Source organism: Vibrio sp. Vb2880 (genome assembly GCF_033337975.1).
Classification (GTDB): Bacteria; Pseudomonadota; Gammaproteobacteria; order Enterobacterales; family Vibrionaceae; genus Vibrio; species Vibrio alginolyticus.
On record NZ_JAWORT010000021.1, the window covers coordinates 41,490 to 59,873 of the forward strand.

Annotated in this window: 16 protein-coding genes; 6 read left to right on the top strand and 10 right to left on the bottom strand. The window is 43.8% G+C overall.

What is annotated here, in order from left to right; genetic code table 11:
* Positions 1–18 precede the first annotated feature (18 nt).
* A complete protein-coding gene (locus R7M92_RS19365; RefSeq protein WP_151515542.1) occupies positions 19–1,179 on the top strand; it encodes an MFS transporter in 1,161 nt (386 codons plus the stop codon).
* A 70-nt stretch (positions 1,180–1,249) separates the two neighbouring features.
* On the opposite strand, the gene R7M92_RS19370 is transcribed toward R7M92_RS19365, so the two are convergent.
* Positions 1,250–1,636, bottom strand: coding sequence for a nitrous oxide-stimulated promoter family protein (locus tag R7M92_RS19370; RefSeq protein WP_256902685.1), 387 nt, complete (start codon positions 1,634–1,636; stop codon positions 1,250–1,252).
* 14 nt (positions 1,637–1,650) lie between these two features.
* On the bottom strand, positions 1,651–2,160 hold the full coding sequence (locus R7M92_RS19375) for a GNAT family N-acetyltransferase (protein ID WP_256902684.1): 510 nt from the start codon (positions 2,158–2,160) through the stop codon (positions 1,651–1,653).
* 136 nt (positions 2,161–2,296) lie between these two features.
* Between R7M92_RS19375 and R7M92_RS19380 the strand changes: the two genes are divergently transcribed.
* Entirely contained in the window at positions 2,297–2,488 is a 192-nt protein-coding gene (locus tag R7M92_RS19380; protein WP_042520968.1) for a DUF2986 domain-containing protein, read from the top strand.
* A gap of 49 nt (positions 2,489–2,537) precedes the next feature.
* Here R7M92_RS19380 and R7M92_RS19385 read toward each other — a convergent pair whose 3' ends face one another.
* Positions 2,538–4,709 carry a TonB-dependent receptor gene (locus R7M92_RS19385; protein ID WP_318134047.1) on the bottom strand — a complete coding sequence of 724 codons (2,172 nt, stop codon included), beginning with the start codon at positions 4,707–4,709 and terminating at the stop codon, positions 2,538–2,540.
* An 89-nt stretch (positions 4,710–4,798) separates the two neighbouring features.
* Positions 4,799–5,536 carry a siderophore ferric iron reductase gene (locus R7M92_RS19390; RefSeq protein ID WP_258460754.1) on the bottom strand — a complete coding sequence of 246 codons (738 nt, stop codon included), beginning with the start codon at positions 5,534–5,536 and terminating at the stop codon, positions 4,799–4,801.
* Positions 5,537–5,955: 419 nt separating this feature from the next.
* On the opposite strand from R7M92_RS19390, the gene R7M92_RS19395 reads away from it, so the two are divergent.
* A complete protein-coding gene (locus R7M92_RS19395; RefSeq protein WP_005376060.1) occupies positions 5,956–7,287 on the top strand; it encodes an anaerobic C4-dicarboxylate transporter in 1,332 nt (443 codons plus the stop codon).
* A gap of 87 nt (positions 7,288–7,374) precedes the next feature.
* On the opposite strand, the gene R7M92_RS19400 is transcribed toward R7M92_RS19395, so the two are convergent.
* Positions 7,375–7,863: an NYN domain-containing protein gene (locus R7M92_RS19400; protein ID WP_005387978.1), complete on the bottom strand. Its 489-nt coding sequence runs from the start codon at positions 7,861–7,863 to the stop codon at positions 7,375–7,377.
* Positions 7,864–7,982: 119 nt separating this feature from the next.
* Here R7M92_RS19400 and R7M92_RS19405 point away from each other — a divergent pair, with 119 nt between their 5' ends.
* Positions 7,983–8,423, top strand: a complete 441-nt coding sequence (locus tag R7M92_RS19405; RefSeq protein WP_005376058.1) for a DUF4174 domain-containing protein — start codon at positions 7,983–7,985, stop codon at positions 8,421–8,423.
* Between the two features lie 16 nt (positions 8,424–8,439).
* Here R7M92_RS19405 and cobA read toward each other — a convergent pair whose 3' ends face one another.
* From cobA to nirB, 4 genes are all read right to left on the bottom strand, one after another.
* Entirely contained in the window at positions 8,440–9,198 is a 759-nt protein-coding gene (gene cobA, locus R7M92_RS19410) for a uroporphyrinogen-III C-methyltransferase (protein ID WP_167416015.1), read from the bottom strand.
* A 173-nt stretch (positions 9,199–9,371) separates the two neighbouring features.
* Positions 9,372–10,223: a formate/nitrite transporter family protein gene (locus tag R7M92_RS19415; RefSeq protein WP_033907034.1), complete on the bottom strand. Its 852-nt coding sequence runs from the start codon at positions 10,221–10,223 to the stop codon at positions 9,372–9,374.
* Positions 10,224–10,418: 195 nt separating this feature from the next.
* Positions 10,419–10,742: a nitrite reductase small subunit NirD gene (nirD, locus tag R7M92_RS19420; protein ID WP_005387969.1), complete on the bottom strand. Its 324-nt coding sequence runs from the start codon at positions 10,740–10,742 to the stop codon at positions 10,419–10,421.
* Between the two features lie 13 nt (positions 10,743–10,755).
* Positions 10,756–13,320 carry a nitrite reductase large subunit NirB gene (gene nirB / locus R7M92_RS19425; protein WP_318134049.1) on the bottom strand — a complete coding sequence of 855 codons (2,565 nt, stop codon included), beginning with the start codon at positions 13,318–13,320 and terminating at the stop codon, positions 10,756–10,758.
* A gap of 527 nt (positions 13,321–13,847) precedes the next feature.
* Here nirB and rnk point away from each other — a divergent pair.
* Together rnk and R7M92_RS19435 are read left to right on the top strand one after the other, a co-directional pair.
* On the top strand, positions 13,848–14,255 hold the full coding sequence (gene rnk, locus R7M92_RS19430; protein WP_005390213.1) for a nucleoside diphosphate kinase regulator: 408 nt from the start codon (positions 13,848–13,850) through the stop codon (positions 14,253–14,255).
* 540 nt (positions 14,256–14,795) lie between these two features.
* On the top strand, positions 14,796–16,073 hold the full coding sequence (locus R7M92_RS19435) for a hypothetical protein (protein ID WP_005390212.1): 1,278 nt from the start codon (positions 14,796–14,798) through the stop codon (positions 16,071–16,073).
* 70 nt (positions 16,074–16,143) lie between these two features.
* Here R7M92_RS19435 and R7M92_RS19440 read toward each other — a convergent pair whose 3' ends face one another.
* Positions 16,144–17,808 carry an Ig-like domain-containing protein gene (locus tag R7M92_RS19440; RefSeq protein WP_225495851.1) on the bottom strand — a complete coding sequence of 555 codons (1,665 nt, stop codon included), beginning with the start codon at positions 17,806–17,808 and terminating at the stop codon, positions 16,144–16,146.
* Positions 17,809–18,384 lie beyond the last annotated feature (576 nt).

The window sequence follows — 18,384 nt, forward strand, 5'->3', positions numbered from 1 at the left end:
ACTTATAGGCGCAAAACAGTGGAAAACACAGTCGTTCCTGCAGCATCACCACGAGTTACAGTTCCAGTCGTCGCACTGTCTCTTTATGCGGTGGCTTCGGGCTATTTAATGAGCTTGATCCCTCTCATGCTCGGTGAATACAACATCTCAGCAGATTACGCGAGTTGGTTGGCGAGTGTGTTTTATGGCGGCTTATTAACCGGTGCTATTTTTATTGAACGTATCGTACGTCAAGTTGGTCACCGTAACGCGTTTATTGGTTGCTTGGCCGTATTTTCGCTAACTATCGTCACACTGCCCGTGTTTGCTAACGGATTGATGTGGCTTGCCGCTCGCTTTATAGCGGGTATCGCGGTTGCTGGTGTTTTTGTCATTGTTGAGTCTTGGCTAATGTCTGGAGACGAAGCATCGCGTGCGAAACGTTTGAGCTTGTACATGCTATCGCTTTATGGTGGTTCAGCATTAGGCCAGTTTGGTATTGGCGTGCTTGGCGTAAGTGGCGGCGTTCCGTTTATTGCGATCACGACGTTGATCCTAATGGCTATGCTGGTGTTAATGTTCATTGATTGTGAGCAGCCAAACAGCCATGAATCAACCGCTTTATCATTTAAGCAAATTGCCAAACTAAACCATGCAGCAATTATTGGTTGTGTTGTTTCAGGTTTGACCTTAGGTGCGATCTACGGATTAATGCCAGTTGAGTTAACTAACCGTAAAATTAGCCATCAAGACATTGGTACATTGATGGCGCTAGTGATTCTAGGTGGCATGCTAGTTCAACCAATGGTGACCGCGTTAAACAAATACATGAGCCGCACAGTGCTAATGGCGTTTTTCTGTATTTTGGGTATTTTTTCGATCGGTATGACCTTTATTTCCTCGTCAGCCGTGGTATTGGCTGCTGCATTATTCTTTTTAGGTGCAGCTACTTTTGCCTTGTACCCGATAGCAATCAACTTAGGTTGCGAAGGACTTGATGAACGCTTTATTGTCTCTGCGACACAAGTCATGCTGTTTAGCTACAGCATCGGCTCTGTTGCTGGCCCAGTTGTCGCTGATAAATTTATGGGCCAAGAACACGGCTTACTAGGCTACTTGTTTGCCGCTTTGGTTGCGACTGGCGTATACATGCTACTTGCTGCGAGCAAAACCAAGCAGCGTATGGCCGCTGGCCTCTAATCACGCCGCTTCTACTCAACGAACTCAACGAACTCAACGAAAACGAGGGCATGTCGCCCTCGTTTTTTTATTATTCGCATTTTTGTTTAGATAAACGCTTGTGACGGTTTGACGCGTTCGCTGCAGGCTTTTCCGGTACCATGCTCTTTTCATGAAGCAAATGACGAACCGCCAAGATGGGATGTTTCAGTAACATTCTGGGGCCAGAGTAACGCATGACCAAACGCATTTGTTCTTTCGGCTCTGGTTTGTAGCAGTGAATCGGACATTTATTACACGTCGGTTTATTCTCTCCATAAGGACAGCGGTCGAGGCGCACTTCTGCGTATTCAAGCAGCTCACTACATTCTGAGCATAAGTCACGTTTTGTTCCATGATGGTCATGACAGTAAACCTCTACCATGGCTTTTACTGTCTTAAATTCAGTGGCGAGTTTGCCAAGTAAAATATTGCTCATGCGCTATCCAAAAATCACAACATCATTGTGTAAAGTTCTAACGTGCGGCCATTATCATATTGCTGCTCAACTCGTTCAAACTCAAAGCCCAGTTTTTTGAGCAAACTTATACTACGAATATTGTCATTATTGGTGATGGCAACCAAATTATCGAGTTTCATTTCCTCTCTAGCGTATTCCAGCACTGCGGTTGCAGACTCCGTTCCGTAGCCGAAGCCATAAGCGGGAGGTAAAAATCCATATCCGAGATCATAGTGTTGTAATGTGTCACGTTTAACCAACCCACAAATCCCGATGGGTTGCCCATCTTCTTTCTTCTCTACAACGAGTAAACTCACGCCTTTAATTTGTTGCATGCGTAGCATGTTTTCTTTTATGTAACGCGCCGCTTCATATTCGGTACGAATTTGTTTGTCTCCGACAAAACGGTAGAAGTCTGGGTGGTTATAAAGTTCTAGTATAAATGGTGCATCATCTACACTCACAAGACGCAGTATCAAACGTTCGGTGTACAGTGTTTTCATTTGGGCTCCATTAAAACGCGATAGATGATTGGACATAGGAACGTACTTGAATTTTGCGACCGATACCGGCGCTTATTTAGTTGTAACTTGATAAAAAAGTAACTATCCTGCCTCGCTAAATTAAAGGACCACCACCATGAACCGCAAGAAGAAAATCAATCAGATCTTGAAAGCGAAGCAGAAGAAGCATAACGCTAAGCTACATAAGAGCAATAAGCCGCGTTATATCTCCAAAGCTGAACGCGCGAAAATGGAAGCTGAAGAACAAAACCAAACTTCAGAACACACGGAAAACGTTGTAGACACAGCGCAGACAGATCAAGCCTAAAAGAAAAGCCGCTTCAAGCGGCTTTTTTGATATTCGGAGAGAGTTAGCTTTAGTATTCGACACTGTAGTTCAGTGTGAATGTGCGACCTCTTCCTTTGTAGTCGTACGCTGCTGCATCGTAGTGTGCTGCATAAAGAATCTGCGCACGTTGTCCCCAAGCGGTTGTGTAGTCTTCGTCAAATAGGTTTTGAATACCAAAACCTAACTGCCCGATAGGTAGTGTTACGTTACCAAGAAGATCAAACGTAGTGTATCCATCTAGTTTATTGTTTGCGTCATCTTCGTAATCAAACATCGTCTGGCTTTGTAAACGTACTGAATAGCCATCCTGATAGTAAGCCGCCCACGCGTTCGCTTTTGATGTACTTGCTTTACCCGCGCTTAGATCTTCCCACTTACCGTTGGTTTTCAGCTCAGAAACCACATAGTGACCTGATGCACCTAACAAAATATCACGGTTTACCCAGTAGTTAATGTTTGCTTCGGCACCGTATACACGTTGCTCGTCATCAACATTGGTGATTAGGAGCGTCTTCTTGTCATACTTGATTGAGTTATCCGAAACCGAGTAGTAACCCGCCGCTTGCAGTGCGACAGTATCCGTATCTAATCGGTAACCAATTTCATAGCTGTCCGTTTTGATGCCCGACATTTTTGAGTCAGATACATTAATGCTATTGTTCAACGCGTAGTGACCATTTGCATCCGCGGCATCGTAGCTACCTTGGCCGTAGTACTTTGCAGGATCAGCGAGTTCGAAACCTTGAGAGAAGTTCGCCCAAAGCTGAGATTCATCGTTAAGCTGATAAATAGTGCCCAAATTAAATAAGCTCACAGAGTAGTCAGTGCTGCCACCTGGTACCGCATCCGCTGATACACCATTACCCGATGCGATCTTCTTTTGTATACTATAGGCAACAAAATCATCAATCTTATTGTCCATGTATTGGTAGCGGTAGCCTGCTTGTACTGACCAATCTTGATTGATTTGGTAATCCCCTTGGACAAACATTGCGTAAGACGCCACATCAACATCTGGGTAACGCCCCACTTCGGCATAGGTTCGATTAATTAAGTTCCCAGAGCTGTTCGCAATGGTTGGATCGAACAGAGCCTGGTTACTTTCAAAACGGTCTAAGTACGCATCGACACCATAAACAAGTTTGAATGACTCCCAGCTTTTAGCTAACGCTAAGCGCCCAGCAAAAACTTCTGTTTTTTGTTGAGAGGCACTTTGGTAATAAGGAGTAAAGGTTTGGTCTTCACTACGGTAAGATAACTCGCCTATCAGTTGATGACCGAATACGCTGTCGTGAGCGTAGTTCGCACTTAAGAGAACTCGCTCTGTACCATGTTCACGGTCGGAATCGAACCCCTCTCGTACATCAACAAATTTATTGTTAACAATGTACAAACCGTATGGCGAATCTTGCTGGCTGTCATAGTATTGTGCGACAAGGTTTAACTTGCTGGCATCGGAGATTTGAATCTCGGTCGATCCCATAACATCGAGCGTTGAATTATACTGCAAAGAGCCCTGTGAAATGTCTGGGGTGACAATGTCGCCATTTGCGTCAAATGCACCTTGTGCCTCGGTGTACACAACCGAACCTCTAGCGGTAATTCGCTCATTACCACCCGAGATAGACTGAGCGAGTTTGTAATCAAAGTCATCGCTGCTATTAAAGCCTGTAGTGCCACTCACGTAGGATTCAAACGACAAGTCATCCGAGTACGCTTTCTTGGTGATAATGTTAATAACACCACCAGTAGCGCCTGCACCATAAATGGAGGTTGCACCAGATAGTACTTCAATTCGCTCGATGTTGAATGGGTCTATTGCATCTAACTGACGACTAATCGGGCGAGAAGACTGTAACGAGACACCATCAATCATTACCAACATTGCTCTACCGCGAAGGTTCTGACCATAGTTAGTTCGACCACCGGTGCCGACGTCTAAAGAAGGGATGGTTGCAGAAAGAATATCACCCAGTGTCTTGCCCGCACGATATTGCTGAGCAATCTCTTCTTGGCCAACAAACCAAACCGTTCCTGGAATATCGGAGATCGATTTCGGCATCACACTGCCTACAACAACCAATTGCTCATCGCTCGGAGTCGATGTTTGTTGAAGATCTTCTGCTGCTATTGAGCTAACTGCGTATCCACTGCTCATCGCAAGTACGATGAGATTGAAAGAAAACGTCCTTTTCATCATTGTATTTATCTTTTTGTTGTCAACAAGAGCATGCAATGATACTTATTCTCACTCTCAAATCGAGCACTGTTACACAAGTTAAATAAATGTTAATTAAGAACCTTCTTGCTCATAAGCTGTCGATTTTCCTCTAAACGAGGACAATCTGCACAAAGCTTTCTGCCTTCACACTTATAGACTAAACAACAACTTTTTCTTACTAACTTTAGCGGCTGATCAGATTCCGTCTCATGAAGTGAGCGGCTATTATCAACATCCAAACCCATTGCGCTTAGCCACAAGACCGCATGCTCCTGAAGTGTCGAGTTAGTCATTTGCGGAAAGCGCTGTTGGAGACGAATTAAACAAGCCATGATTCCGTCCGACATCAATTGATGGGTGAAGCCAGGACGAATGCGTGTCCATTGACTCATCTCTTGTTGATAGAAGTCGAACAGTTCTCGGATTTGACGCCCCGCCTCTTTTATCAACGCTTCTGGCTCGCCATGTATATGCGCTTCGTCGGCGAATCGGTACCCAGAAACAAAACAAGGTTTGAGGTGCTGCGCTATCTCGCGAATGTTTGGCAACGTGTGGTAACCGTAAATAGAGATGAATGCGACATAAACTGGCTGCCAACAAAGTAAATCCCACGTTCTTGTCAACCAATATGCTTTTCCCGCTTCCGGATGAGCCTCCGAGATTTGCTGGTAAAGGCCTTGGATGATCGGGTTGATATCATTCTCGATATGGATAGCTTCTTGCGCTATCTCGCCGATATCACCGTGTAGATAAGGTGTAATCTCACTCGAAGTTTGAAACAGTTGCGGGAAAAATTGCTCAGACATGATGGCTTATTGTTGGTGTAGTCATTCTGACACCTTTATACCCAAGCACCAATCGCAATGCAAACTATTATCCTTTGCGTTTTCATAACAAAGAAGCACTCTTAGGGTTAGTTATGAATGTATTTCCGAGTTCTGTGAAGCTGTAAGGTCTGGTTACGTATGCGATGAATAGCAACAAACTCTTAAACCTCTTCGCATTTAACGCTCACATGATCGCAAAAATACACAGCATAAAAACACCCTGATAAAACTGTGTTAACAGTTTCCCTGTGTAGCGTGAGTTATTGCCAATAATTGAATATTGCTGTTTCTTATCCAGCGGATTGTGAACAACATGAAGTATTTTCTTTCTGAATATCGAGACAATACAAAGAGGTAATTTGGCTATGTAGCCCTCTGTTTTGAATAAGGAAATCCACATGTTGTATCTTGAGTTTCTATTTTTGCTCGTGATGCTGTATATCGGCTCACGTTATGGTGGTATAGGCCTTGGGGTCGTATCCGGAATTGGCTTGGTGATTGAAGTCTTCATCTTTAAGATGCCGCCAACCTCTCCTCCTGTCACCGTTATGTTGATCATTTTAGCGGTGGTAACATGTGCTTCCATTCTTGAAGCCGCTGGCGGTTTGAAATACATGCTGCAAGTTGCCGAGCGTGTGCTTCGTAAGAACCCAAAACGCGTCACCCTTATTGCGCCGTTCGTGACTTACTTTATGACCTTCCTACTTGGTACAGGTCACGCGGTTTACTCCATTATGCCAATCATTGGCGACGTTGCATTGAAAAACGGCATTCGTCCAGAGCGTCCTATGGCTGCCGCTTCTGTCGCGTCTCAAATCGCAATCACGGCATCACCAATTTCAGCGGCCGTAGTTTACTACTTGGCGCAACTCTCTGATATTCAACACGAGATCACTCTGCTCTCAATTCTGCTCGTTACTGTACCTGCAACGCTATTCGGTACGTTGTTGATGTCACTTTACAGCCTAAAGCGTGGTAAAGAGCTAGACGACGATGAAGAATACCAAGAGCGTTTGAAAGATCCTGTGTGGAGAGAAAAAATCCTCAACACAACTGCAACGTCTCTTGATGAAGTACTACCAACAAGTGCTCGTAACTCTGTATTGCTGTTCATTGCTTCTATCTTGGTTATCGTCGTTATCGCGATGTGGCCAGACATTCGTACCATCGTAGATGGCTCGAAGCCAATCAGCATGGCAGTTGTGATTCAAATGATGATGCTCTGCTTCGGCGGTATCATTTTGCTTGCGACCAAAACTGACCCGCGTGACGTACCAAATGGGGTGGTATTTAAATCTGGTATGGTGGCGGCGATTGCTATCTTCGGTATTGCATGGATGTCAGATACCTACTTCCAGTACGCTATGCCTCAATTTAAATCTGGCATCGTTGAGATGGTAACCAACTATCCTTGGACATTCGCGCTTGCGTTATTCATTGTGTCGGTTGTGGTGAACTCTCAAGCTGCAACGGCTCGCATGATGCTGCCTGTTGGTCTCGGCTTAGGTTTGGAACCTGCGCTGCTTATCGGCTTGATGCCAGCGGTATACGGCTACTTCTTTATTCCAAACTACCCTTCAGATATCGCGACTGTGAACTTCGATACCTCGGGCACAACTAAGATTGGTAAGTGGTACTTCAACCACTCATTCATGTCTGTGGGCTTAATCGGCGTGATTGGTGCGTGTTGCTTGGGTTACTTGCTAGGGCAAATGATCATTCCTTCGTAACTAGCCAAATCAACGATAAATTAGAGGCGAGTCATTGTACGTTTTCGTATAGCCTGAGTGACTCGCCTTTCTTTATTGCACTATTAACTACAGCAAGAAATCGTCATCAATCGCGACAAAATTGTCGGCACAATCAATCAGAGTTTGAGATGTAAGTTTAGGTACACCATAAACGGTCACCGTTTTATTGAAGCGCTGCTGAATTCTCTCTACTAGCAGACTAAAGTCTCCATCTCCCGAAACTAGAATCACTTCCTCAACTTCGGGAGCAATTTCAATTGCATCGAGAGTAATACCCACATCCCAATCGCCTTTCGAGCTGCCATCACGACGCTGGATGTAGGGTTTAAGCATCACCTCAAATCCAACACCACGAAGAATATGGTGGAACTGACGTTGCTTGGGATCATTGCTCGCAATAGCATAAGCACGAGCACTTACCACCTCTTTCCCTTGTGTGGCAACATACCAAAACTGGTTGTAATCAAAATTGCTTCGATACGCTTCGCGACAGGTGTAATACACATTCTGTACATCAACCAAAATGGCGATTTTTTGTTTGCTTTCCGAACTCATCTATTTCTACGCTCAATTTATTTGCTGCCTACCCTATGCCAGTTTTGGAAAAAGCACAATGAGCCAATTCCACTAAACTTAACGTATAAAAAGTTATTTGGGTTTCTAGGGGAACTGTCATGGGTGGAAAGTTACTAGTGATACTGCTTTCTTGTATCTTGTCATCGACAGCATTTGGTTATCCAGCGCACTCCAAATACTGGCCACATAGAAGTGTGCTCTACTTTGCGCCAGAAAATGATGAATACGTCAAACAATTCTTGCTAGAAACACTTATGAATGAGTGTGAGTTGGAAGACAGAGATGTCGTCACGCTGGTCATTACAGAACAAGGTTATACTTTTCCTGCTTGGCTTAAAGAAGAGTTCGACCTAAAAATGCTAGCTCGTCTTTATGAGGTCGAAAAAGGCTCTCATACCGCTATTTTGCTTGGTAAAGATGGTCTAGAAAAACACCGCTGGGGCGCAGAAACAGACTGGCCGTTTATCAACAACCTCATTGATCAAATGCCTATGCGTAAGCAAGAAATGCAGAGGCAACAAAGCCCCTGTAAAATATAGTCACTTCTGGGCTGTATTACGTTGCGAACCAATCCAACTTGTTGTGAAGTTGAGTCACGCTGCCAACCACAATCAATGCTGGGCTCACGGCTTGCTCTGCCATGATCGATAGCTCGTTCAAATTTCCTTGGAACACGCGCTGCTCTGGGCGCGTACCGTTTTCAATAATGGCGCATGACATCTCAGGATCTAACCCATGAGTGATCAGCTTATCCATAATATGGCCGCTTTGCTTCAACCCCATATAGAACACAAGTGTGTTGTTGGATTGCGCTAGTGAATGCCATTCAATCTCACGGCCATCTTTTTGTACGTGACCAGTAATGAACTGAACGCTTTGCGCGTGGTCACGATGCGTTAATGGAATACCTGCGTAAGCCGTTGCACCCGCAGCAGCTGTGATACCCGGAACCACTTCGTATTTGATGCCGAATTCTGCTAGCTCTTCTAGCTCTTCACCGCCACGACCAAAGATAAATGAATCGCCGCCTTTTAGACGTACAACGCGTTTACCTTCTTGCGCTTTTTGCACCAAGATTTGGTTGATTTGATCTTGAGGCACGCAGTGAAAATCGAGCTTTTTCCCAACATAAATCATCTCTGCTGATGCATGCGCCAACTCAAGAATCTCTTTTGATACCAATCGGTCGTACACCACAACTTCAGCCGCTTGAATGGCTTTTAAGCCTTTTACTGTGAGTAAATCAGGGTCACCAGGACCTGCACCAACAAGAGAAACAAAGCCGCTGTTTAAAGATGAGTTAACAGTTGTCATATCAACGCCTATCGAAAATTTGGACATAAAAAGTAACACTCAAGTCATTAACTCAAGGTTAAAATCACTCCAAGGAGTTATTACTTTTTATAGCTAAATCAATACAATACTTATCGAAAGTTAAATGAGTTGAACAGCCCTACCTACCATAGGTAGGGCCAGATAAAAGCGGTTTATTTTGCGATTGCAGGCTCTGTTTTTACTTCTTCTTCAACTACGTTGATAGAAGGCGCTGTTTTTGCGTGAGTTAGGTACAGTGGAATACAAGTCATTACTAGACCACCAACAATGTTACCTAGGATGGTTGGGATAAGGTTGAAGTTCAACCAAGTCGCGATACCAAAATCCGCACCTAGAATCATACCTAGTGGGAATAGGAACATGTTTACTACTGTGTGCTCGAATACTAGAGCGAAGAAGATGAAGATTGGGAACCACATCATTGCTACGCGACCAGATACTGAACGTGCTGTCATGTTGCCGATAACGCCTAGACATACCATTAGGTTACAGAAGATGCCGCGTACGAAACACGTGATCCATCCGTCCATACCCATGTTTTCAAAACCAAGGCTACGCGCGGTAGAAACAGCCACAAATTTCTTCGCTACTGCGTTCAGTTCTAGAGAGAAGTTACCTGTTAGAGAGATAGCCACTAGGTAAGCAACGATCAGAGAACCGATAAGGTTACCCAAGCCTACAAGACCCCAACAACGGAAGATACGACCCCAAGTGATGCCCGGACGGTTAGCAAACTTAGCCAGAGGCGCTAGACCAAAAACACCGGTTACTAGGTCATACCCCATCACACTTAGAATTACGAAACCAACGGGGAAAACAAGTGCTCCTACAAGACCGATACCCGTTTGTACAATCGCGGTAATAGCAACCACCACCGCAAGCGAAAGAATAACGCCAGCCATCGTACCGCGAAGCAGAAGGTCTCGCGTGCTTGTATTGGTTTTCGCTTCACCAACATTGATCATGGTTTGCACGAATTCTGCAGGCTTAAAATCAGTAGACATGAATGTGTCCTTATCCAAAATTGAAAGTTAAAAAGTTAAAGATTGAATAGAGAAAGGCTTCCCGTTGACACCTGAACGCTGTCTACAACACCTCGCTTCCCTGTTCCCCTGAGATGATGCTTGGAAAGCCTTTGTCTATTGAATCTAGGTTTCAGTTCATTCCCTCCCCCTAAGAGGAGGGAATGAAAACCAAGCTTACGCAGAGATTTCTACTTCGCCGTTGGTTACGCGGGTTTTGTACGCTTTCACGCTAAAACGCTCGTCTTCCATGCACGCACCTGTTGTCAGGTTAAAGCGTTGCTTCTTAAGTGGGCTAGCCACCCAAAGCTCGCCTTGGTGCTCACAGATCAAACCGCGAGAAAGCACGTTTGATTGGAAGAACGGGTCTGTGTTGCTGATCGCCAGCACTTCTTCTGCTTGTGTTGGGCGGAATACCGCAACTTGCTGACCATCAACCAGTGCACAAACACCTGTGCCCGGTACGATGTCGCTGATTTGGCAAATCTTTTCAAATGACATAATCAACCTTCCCTTATGCTTCAGTGATCGCTACGTGTAGGATGTCGCCTTTCGCTTCAGGGTGCTTTTCCGTGAAGGTTGCTGGGCGGTGCTGTTCACGCTCTTGTACAAACACAACGTTGTCATCGCGCTTGTCAGAGTTGATGAAGTGCGCGAAACGAGTCAGTTGTGATTCGTCGTTGATGGTCGCAGTCCACTCACACTCGTACTCGTCTACAAGCTTCGCTACATCAGCTTCTAGTTGAGTGTTGATGCCAAGTTTGTCTTCAACAATCACTTCGCGTAGGTAGTCAACGCCACCTTCCATGTTTTCCATCCAAACTGATGTGCGTTGTAGTGGCGCAGCAGTACGGATGTAGAACATCATGAAGCGGTCGATGTACTTGATTAGTGTTTCTTTATCTAGGTCACTTGCAAGTAGGTCTGCGTGACGAGGTTTCATACCACCGTTACCACATACGTACATGTTCCAACCTGCGTCAGTCGCGATAATACCAAGGTCTTTACCTTGTGCTTCCGCACACTCACGAGTACAGCCAGAAACACCGAACTTCATCTTATGAGGTGTACGAATGCCTTTGTAACGGTTCTCGATGTAAGAACCCAGACCAACAGAATCTTGAACGCCGTAACGACACCACGTTGAGCCAACACAGGTCTTCGCCATACGAAGGGCTTTTGCGTACGCTTGACCTGTTTCGAAACCAGCGTCGATAAGCTTGCGCCAGATCTCTGGAAGATCGTCTTTTTGAGCACCAAACAGACCAATACGTTGAGCACCGGTTACTTTGGTGTATAGGTTGTATTCTGCTGCAACGTTCGCTAACGCACCCAGTGCTTGAGGTGTTACTTCACCACCCGCCATACGTGGGATAACAGAGTAAGTACCGTCTTTTTGGATGTTACCTAGGAAGTTATCGTTCGTGTCGTGCAGCTTAACCAGTTGTGGCTTAAGAATGTGCTCACCCCAGCAAGAAGCCAAGATAGAACCAGCCAGTGGTTTACAAACTTCACAGCCGTAACCTTTACCGTATTTCTCTAGAAGCTCATCAAACGTTTTGATCTCTTCGATACGGATTAGGTGGAACAACTCTTGGCGTGAGTATGCAAAGTGCTCACACACGTCGTTCTTCACTTCGATACCAGATTTAGCAAGCTCAGCATTTAGAACAGACGTCACTAGAGGAATACAACCACCACAGCCTGTACCTGCGCCAGTCACCGCTTTGATGTCACCCAATGTGTGGTGACCATCAGCAACCGCTTGGGCGATCTTGCCTTTTGTCACGTCGAAACATGAACAGATCACTGCGCTTTCTGGTAGAGCGTCTGCACCTAGTGCTGGTTTCTCAGCGCCTGCGTGCGCAGGAAGGATCAACGCATCTGGGTGTTCTGGTAGGTCGATTTCGTTCAACATAAGTTGAAGCAGATCGCCGTAGTCAGACGTATCGCCAACCATAACCGCGCCAAGCAGTTTCTTGTTGTCTTTAGAAACGATAAGACGTTTGTAGACTTCTTGTTCTTCGTTCTGGTAAACGTAACTCTTACAACCTTCAGTACGACCGTTCGCGTCACCGATTGAACCTACTTTTACACCTAGAAGTTTCAGCTTCGCAGACATGTCAGCGCCTTCGAATTTGCTTTCTGTGTTACCTAGTAGGTGATCAACGGCAACTGTCGCCATCTTGTAGCCAGGAGCAACAAGGCCGTAGAACATTTCGTTCCAAGACGCACACTCACCAATCGCGTAGATGTTCTCATCAGAAGTCTGACAATGATCGTTGATAGCAACACCGCCACGAGGTGCCACTTCTAGCTCCATTTGGCGTGCTAGTTTGTCTTGTGGACGAATACCTGCAGAGAATACGATGAAGTCTGTTTCTAGTTCTGAACCGTCAGCAAAACGCATAACGTTGCGTGCGTTTGTGCCTTCTGGCGCAATCTCAAGCGTATTTTTGCTGGTGTGAACGTTCACGCCCATACGCTCGATCTTTTGACGAAGCTGGTTACCACCAGCCAGGTCAAGTTGCTCAGCCATTAGTTTTGGCGCGAACTCAACAACGTGCGTTTCTACACCCAGTGCTTTCAGTGCGCCTGCTGCTTCAAGGCCTAGCAGACCACCACCGACAACAACGCCTGATTTGCTCTTCTTCGCACACGCTTCGATCGCTTTAAGATCTTCGATAGTACGGTAAACAAAACAGTCTTTGCTTTCGTGACCTTTGATAGGTGGAACAAATGGGAATGAGCCAGTAGCAAGAATCAGCTTGTCGTATTGAACTTCACGGCCAGTGCTTGAGTAAACAATGCGGTTTTCACGGTTGATGTTAATCGCGCGTTCGCCGATCAGCATGTTAATACCGTGTTTCTCGTAGAAGCCTTCTTTTACTAAAGAAAGTTCATCTGCAGTATGGTGAGAAAAGTAAGAGGAAAGGTGCACACGGTCGTATGCGACACGAGGTTCTTCACAGAAAACCGTAATGTCTATATTAGACATATCAGCTTTCTCGACTAAGTCTTCAATATAACGGTGCCCTACCATACCGTTACCGATGACTACTAGCTTCAACTTGCTCATTATAATTCCTAAGGGTTAGGTTCTTATCACTGAGCTCATTGTTAATTGTGAAAGAAAATTAATACATGATGTAAATCAATTACAATTTCAAACTACCCTAAAGGGGTAGATGAACGTATTTATCTGACTATTGCGAAATAAAAAGTAATTTATTAACGGATATTGGTAGTTTTAACAAACTGAGATAACCGAAGCCATGCTAGCAACGGACTATACCGTTTTGCTTTTATGAAGTTAGGCTGACCATCGAAACCGAGCACACCTACGATAAATCCTGTTTTGCTTCTAAACGACGCACTCACTTGACTTCACCGTTTCAAGGTGATCAGAGAACAATATCTGAAGTGATTGAAAGATTTAGAAAAATCAAGCTTCACAACAAAAATTTTTTACTAGCTAAGTCGCACTATAAAGACTAAAATCAGGTTTAGTTCATATGGAATAGCGTCCATATGATTGATACCGTAATTGACATATAGAGTGCCGTCCCATTTTTGTGAGGCGGCCTTTTATTTGGGAGTCATAAAATGTCAGAAAACAATTCTATCTACATCTCAAGCTTAGATATGAACCGAATCACGGCTTTGTTGGATAAAATGCCAAACATCGCAGCGGAGCTTGTGGAATTAGAAGCAGAGCTCGACCGAGCAACAGTTCTTGAGCCAGAACAAATGCCAGATAACGTGGTCACGATGAACTCGACTGTAGAGTTTAAATTTTCAGGTGAAGATAGAACCATGACAAAGACACTGGTTTACCCTTCTGAACTGAAAAGCAGTGATGATATCTCTATTTTTGCGCCCGTAGGCAGCGCACTGATCGGTTTGTCTGTTGGTCAAAAACTTGACTGGCCAATGCCAAATAATCAAGTGAAGACAATTGAAATTGTCGATATCACCTACCAGCCTGAGCGTTGTGGTGCACTAAACCGCTAACCCTCAGTAGTCCCGGTGCAAAGGCCTCCATTTAAGACTTTGCACCAGGAGAGTTATCCACCTTGAAAAACACTCTAAAGCCCCCTTCAAACCAACTAAAATTTCGACCTATCATATACACTGTCATCTACCTCTCTATTAGACTCACCATACTTTGCAACTCAGTAGCGCATACGAATTCCGGGCCCAACCGACTAAAGCTATTCACTTTGTGAATTGTGGCAGTGGAGATTAAGGGAGCCATAACCCTCATGTGTAACACTGCTGAACACTGTGTAACATTGCTGTGGACATTTTTACTTCGAACTTAAATCTTCCCAATCATAGAGTTAACTGAAATCAAAAATACGCCTGCATAAAACTGTAAAAAGCGCTGACACAATTTTATCATCAAAAATCACAAAAATAATGCAAATACAAATAGTTATCTAATGGCATGCTCTGTGCTTTTATTTTCACCCGAAGTTGACGTTCCACAACAAATAACAAACTAACAACGAGTTTTGGTAAGCAGTACCCCCCAGGCTCAACGGAGGTTTTATGGAAAGCAATATTAATTCATGTTGGATCACAAACGTATTGAGTTGTGCCAACATAACCAAGGCAAAACTATTGGCTTTATTACTAGTTGTTCTAAGCTTTGTTTTAAGCACGCAAAATGCGTTAGCTAACGACCCTGGTGAACCTACAGACAATGGGGTACACCCTATGTTTGTAGAGGGCAATCCAACTTGTTCGGATCTTATGGGCAATGTTGAAGGGCTCGTGGAGTATCGCATAGATGGAGATCAATTGGGCGATGGTGTGCTCGGCGATGGGGAATTAAGCGTTACTATCGATGTTCAACCAGATAAGACATTTGATTGGTCAAGCAGCGGAGGTATTGTCCACTCTATCTTTGTTAAAGGCGGACCAAATGGTAATTTCTACGAATATTATAGTGACGGTGGTGTAATAACTTATTCCGACGGAAACTTACACTCTCCCGTTAATCCTAAAAATGGTAACTACTACGGTCTGAGCCATGTGTCATTCTGTTACACACCAGGAGAACCAGAAATTACTCTTGTTAAAGAATGTACATTTGGCGAAGTTGTTGGTGGTGATTCATTGCGATTCAATTACAAGTTAACCGTAACAAACTCAGGAACCGTGCCGCTATACGATATTGTCGTCACTGATGATACCGCAGAAGATATAGATGGTTTAGGTAGCCACACAACCAATATAGGTATGCTCGATCTGGACGACTCACAGGTTATTAATGGCAGTTTTGTTATTAACCAGAATGGTATCCTGAACCATGCTAGTGCTAAAGCTGCAACTGAAGTAGGTGGCGAAGTGGCAACTCAAGACACGGCAAGTTGGGATTGTCCTGAACAAAACCTTATCGGTTCATTATCACTTGAAAAAGATTGTGACGTGCTCGTAGTGCTTAACGACTATGGACATTACGGACTACAAGTGAATTACAGTGGTGAAGTCTGTAACACATCCGAAGTAACCATAAATAACGTATTTGTGACTGACGATAAAGACGCTGATCCTCAATTTATCGGTACCTTAACCCCTATGGGAACTATAGGGGCATGTGCTCCATATTCAGGTAGCTACGTTCCTGTTCCAGGAGAAGACGAATTGGGTGAAGGTACTCCGGGATTTTATGTAGGTGCCTTTAAAGATATGGTAACTGCAACGGGTGTTCCTGTGTTTGGCGATCTAGCACCAGTTATGCCTGCTGAGGCAGAATGTACCTTGTGTCCTCAATGTGTAGATCTCGAGATGTGCCCTGCGCCCGCATCGGACCTTAACCTATAAAATGCGTTTCTAATTATTAGAAATAGGAAAATGCCTGACTCAAAGAGTCAGGCATTTTTATGTGATTCTGCTACTTGTTTTTTCCTTTACCTGGCTTGCTGTTATCACCACCATCCGACTGTAGCTTTATCAACACATCGGCCGTTGAGCGACTATTACCATCGCTAATGGTATAACTAAAGCTATCATTATTCTTGAACCTTCGGCTTGGTGTGTAGCGCAAAGAACCATCTGACAATAGTTCGACACTGCCTTTATTAGGCTCTGTAAATGAGACGACTGAGGCCGAAGCTTGCGCATCAATAATATCGTTTACCAACACATCTATTAGAACAGACTTTTTTTCATTCAAGATAACGGTATCATCAACAGCAGCCAGTTCAGGCTTTGTCAATTCATCTGCCATCACAGCATACATTACTGATGTTGCAGCATCATAAGATAGATCAGCTGAGTGCTGAGTTTGAATAGATAGTGAGTAATTTTTTGCTTCAGTTTCTGTTGCTGAGGTCACAACGACTACTGCTTGTCCGGACTCACCAGAAGCCAGTGTTAACTGATTGTCACTAGCTTGCCAACCAATCGGTACCACGGTATTGATATTAAAGGTAGAAGTTCCGCAATCTATAGAGTCATTGTTTGTTATGCTCACCTGATACTGCACATCTTCACCTGCCAGAACTGAGTTTTTCGTAATCGCTTGAGCCGTTATACTCGGTGCGTTAATAGTGCAGTTACCCATGCCACCACCAGGCTCAGAACCACTTAGCGTTACCGTCACCTCAGCCTGAGTACCATTTGCGCTATTTAAGTTGATCGTCGCTCCAGAAAGCGGATCAGTATAACTATCACCAACTGGCATGGCTGGATCGTACCAGTCGTTTGAGCCAGTAATGGCATAATATTCAGAGCCCATTTTAAAATGAAGCAGATTGCTACTGCGTTCATCACCTTCTAGTGCTGAGCGAATGACAATGCCGTCCGTTACATCGCCACGATAAAAAATGTAAGAGCGTGCATCTAAAAAACTGTCGTAGCCAACTGATTGGCGATACTCAATATAAAACCAGCTTTTCTTCCCCGTAGTCGGATCAATACCACGTGGTACCTTGATGGTTACAGGAGCGCTACTTTGTGTTTCGTAGTTTGCAATTACATAAGTGCCACTTTGAGTAACTTCAATTGTTTTAGCAGCATGACTACCTTCTAACCAACCTAGCTGCTCTCTCTGGAAAGTATTGATATAACCATTAGAGCCCCCCATCACATCATAGCTGTCACCATATTCACGTCTTGTACAGTGATCTGAGATAGGTTGGTCACCACAGTCAAGTGCACCCGAGTGACGCATTCCAAGATTATGTCCCAATTCATGAGCAATGTTCATTGCGGAAAAGTTGCCATTAATCCAAGCTCGTGACGGCTTACCCTGCATCGTCGCTGAGCCAGCAATGCTGCACGCCGTTTTCGTCATCATATAAACGATACGATCATACTGGCCCAAGTCTATACCTGATGAAATAGCTTTCTGATCTGCCGCTTCGCGCACGGCGCTTAAGTCACATATCTGGTTTGAAACAGGCAGTGTATACCAACCCACAACTTGACCAGAAAACCAAGTCTGGCCAAAAGAATTCTCGCGATAAAAATCATCCACAGTATCAAATACTAAATGATTTGCTTCGGCCTTGCTCAACGGTTGCTCATTCGGGTTCTCTTTGAAATTCAGCAACATAACTAGTGTATTTTGTTGTCCCGTCGTATTTGCTGTTGCATTGGCGTAGTGGGTACTCTGTAGAAAAGATAATATTACCAATAAAAATGACAACCCTTTATTTAGAGTTTTTCTATTTATTTTAATATTTTTTATCACTGCTTCACCTAATTTAGAATAGTAAATAATTCATTTTTCAATGAAAATACATAATGTAAATAATATAAAATTTAGACAATAAAATGTCCTAGCCTACTAATCCAGGCATGTCCTCATTTAACATGAATATGTTCATAAATGAATAATAAACAAAAATATATTCGCGAGAATCATAACAAAACAAATGGTCAAAATTCAACCACAAAGACGAACAACTTAAATAAAGAGCATAAACAAAAAATTTATCTTACCTATCAAATATTTAATTGAATATAAAAACAATTTTATATAAACAACATTTATATTATAAAATAAATTTAGCAATTAAGTTTAACCGCAAAAATTAATTCTTTAAATATCAGTAGAATAGAGGTGAAAACCAAAATAAATAAAATACACAACAAAAGTTATAAGCTTTAAAGTCATTAACTTAATAAC

Bases quoted from the DNA above. Each gene is read 5' to 3' on its own strand.
- R7M92_RS19405 (WP_005376058.1), top strand. From the start codon at position 7,983: ATGGGTGGAAAGTTACTAGTGATACTGCTTTCTTGTATCTTGTCATCG.
- R7M92_RS19435 (WP_005390212.1), top strand. From the start codon at position 14,796: ATGGAAAGCAATATTAATTCATGTTGGATCACAAACGTATTGAGTTGT.
- cobA (WP_167416015.1), bottom strand. From the start codon at position 9,198: ATGACAACTGTTAACTCATCTTTAAACAGCGGCTTTGTTTCTCTTGTT.
- R7M92_RS19390 (WP_258460754.1), bottom strand. From the start codon at position 5,536: ATGTCTGAGCAATTTTTCCCGCAACTGTTTCAAACTTCGAGTGAGATT.
- nirB (WP_318134049.1), bottom strand. From the start codon at position 13,320: ATGAGCAAGTTGAAGCTAGTAGTCATCGGTAACGGTATGGTAGGGCAC.
- R7M92_RS19415 (WP_033907034.1), bottom strand. From the start codon at position 10,223: ATGTCTACTGATTTTAAGCCTGCAGAATTCGTGCAAACCATGATCAAT.
- R7M92_RS19400 (WP_005387978.1), bottom strand. From the start codon at position 7,863: ATGAGTTCGGAAAGCAAACAAAAAATCGCCATTTTGGTTGATGTACAG.
- R7M92_RS19395 (WP_005376060.1), top strand. From the start codon at position 5,956: ATGTTGTATCTTGAGTTTCTATTTTTGCTCGTGATGCTGTATATCGGC.
- R7M92_RS19370 (WP_256902685.1), bottom strand. From the start codon at position 1,636: ATGAGCAATATTTTACTTGGCAAACTCGCCACTGAATTTAAGACAGTA.
- R7M92_RS19440 (WP_225495851.1), bottom strand. From the start codon at position 17,808: ATGTTGCTGAATTTCAAAGAGAACCCGAATGAGCAACCGTTGAGCAAG.
- R7M92_RS19375 (WP_256902684.1), bottom strand. From the start codon at position 2,160: ATGAAAACACTGTACACCGAACGTTTGATACTGCGTCTTGTGAGTGTA.
- nirD (WP_005387969.1), bottom strand. From the start codon at position 10,742: ATGTCATTTGAAAAGATTTGCCAAATCAGCGACATCGTACCGGGCACA.
- R7M92_RS19385 (WP_318134047.1), bottom strand. From the start codon at position 4,709: ATGATGAAAAGGACGTTTTCTTTCAATCTCATCGTACTTGCGATGAGC.
- R7M92_RS19380 (WP_042520968.1), top strand. From the start codon at position 2,297: ATGAACCGCAAGAAGAAAATCAATCAGATCTTGAAAGCGAAGCAGAAG.
- rnk (WP_005390213.1), top strand. From the start codon at position 13,848: ATGTCAGAAAACAATTCTATCTACATCTCAAGCTTAGATATGAACCGA.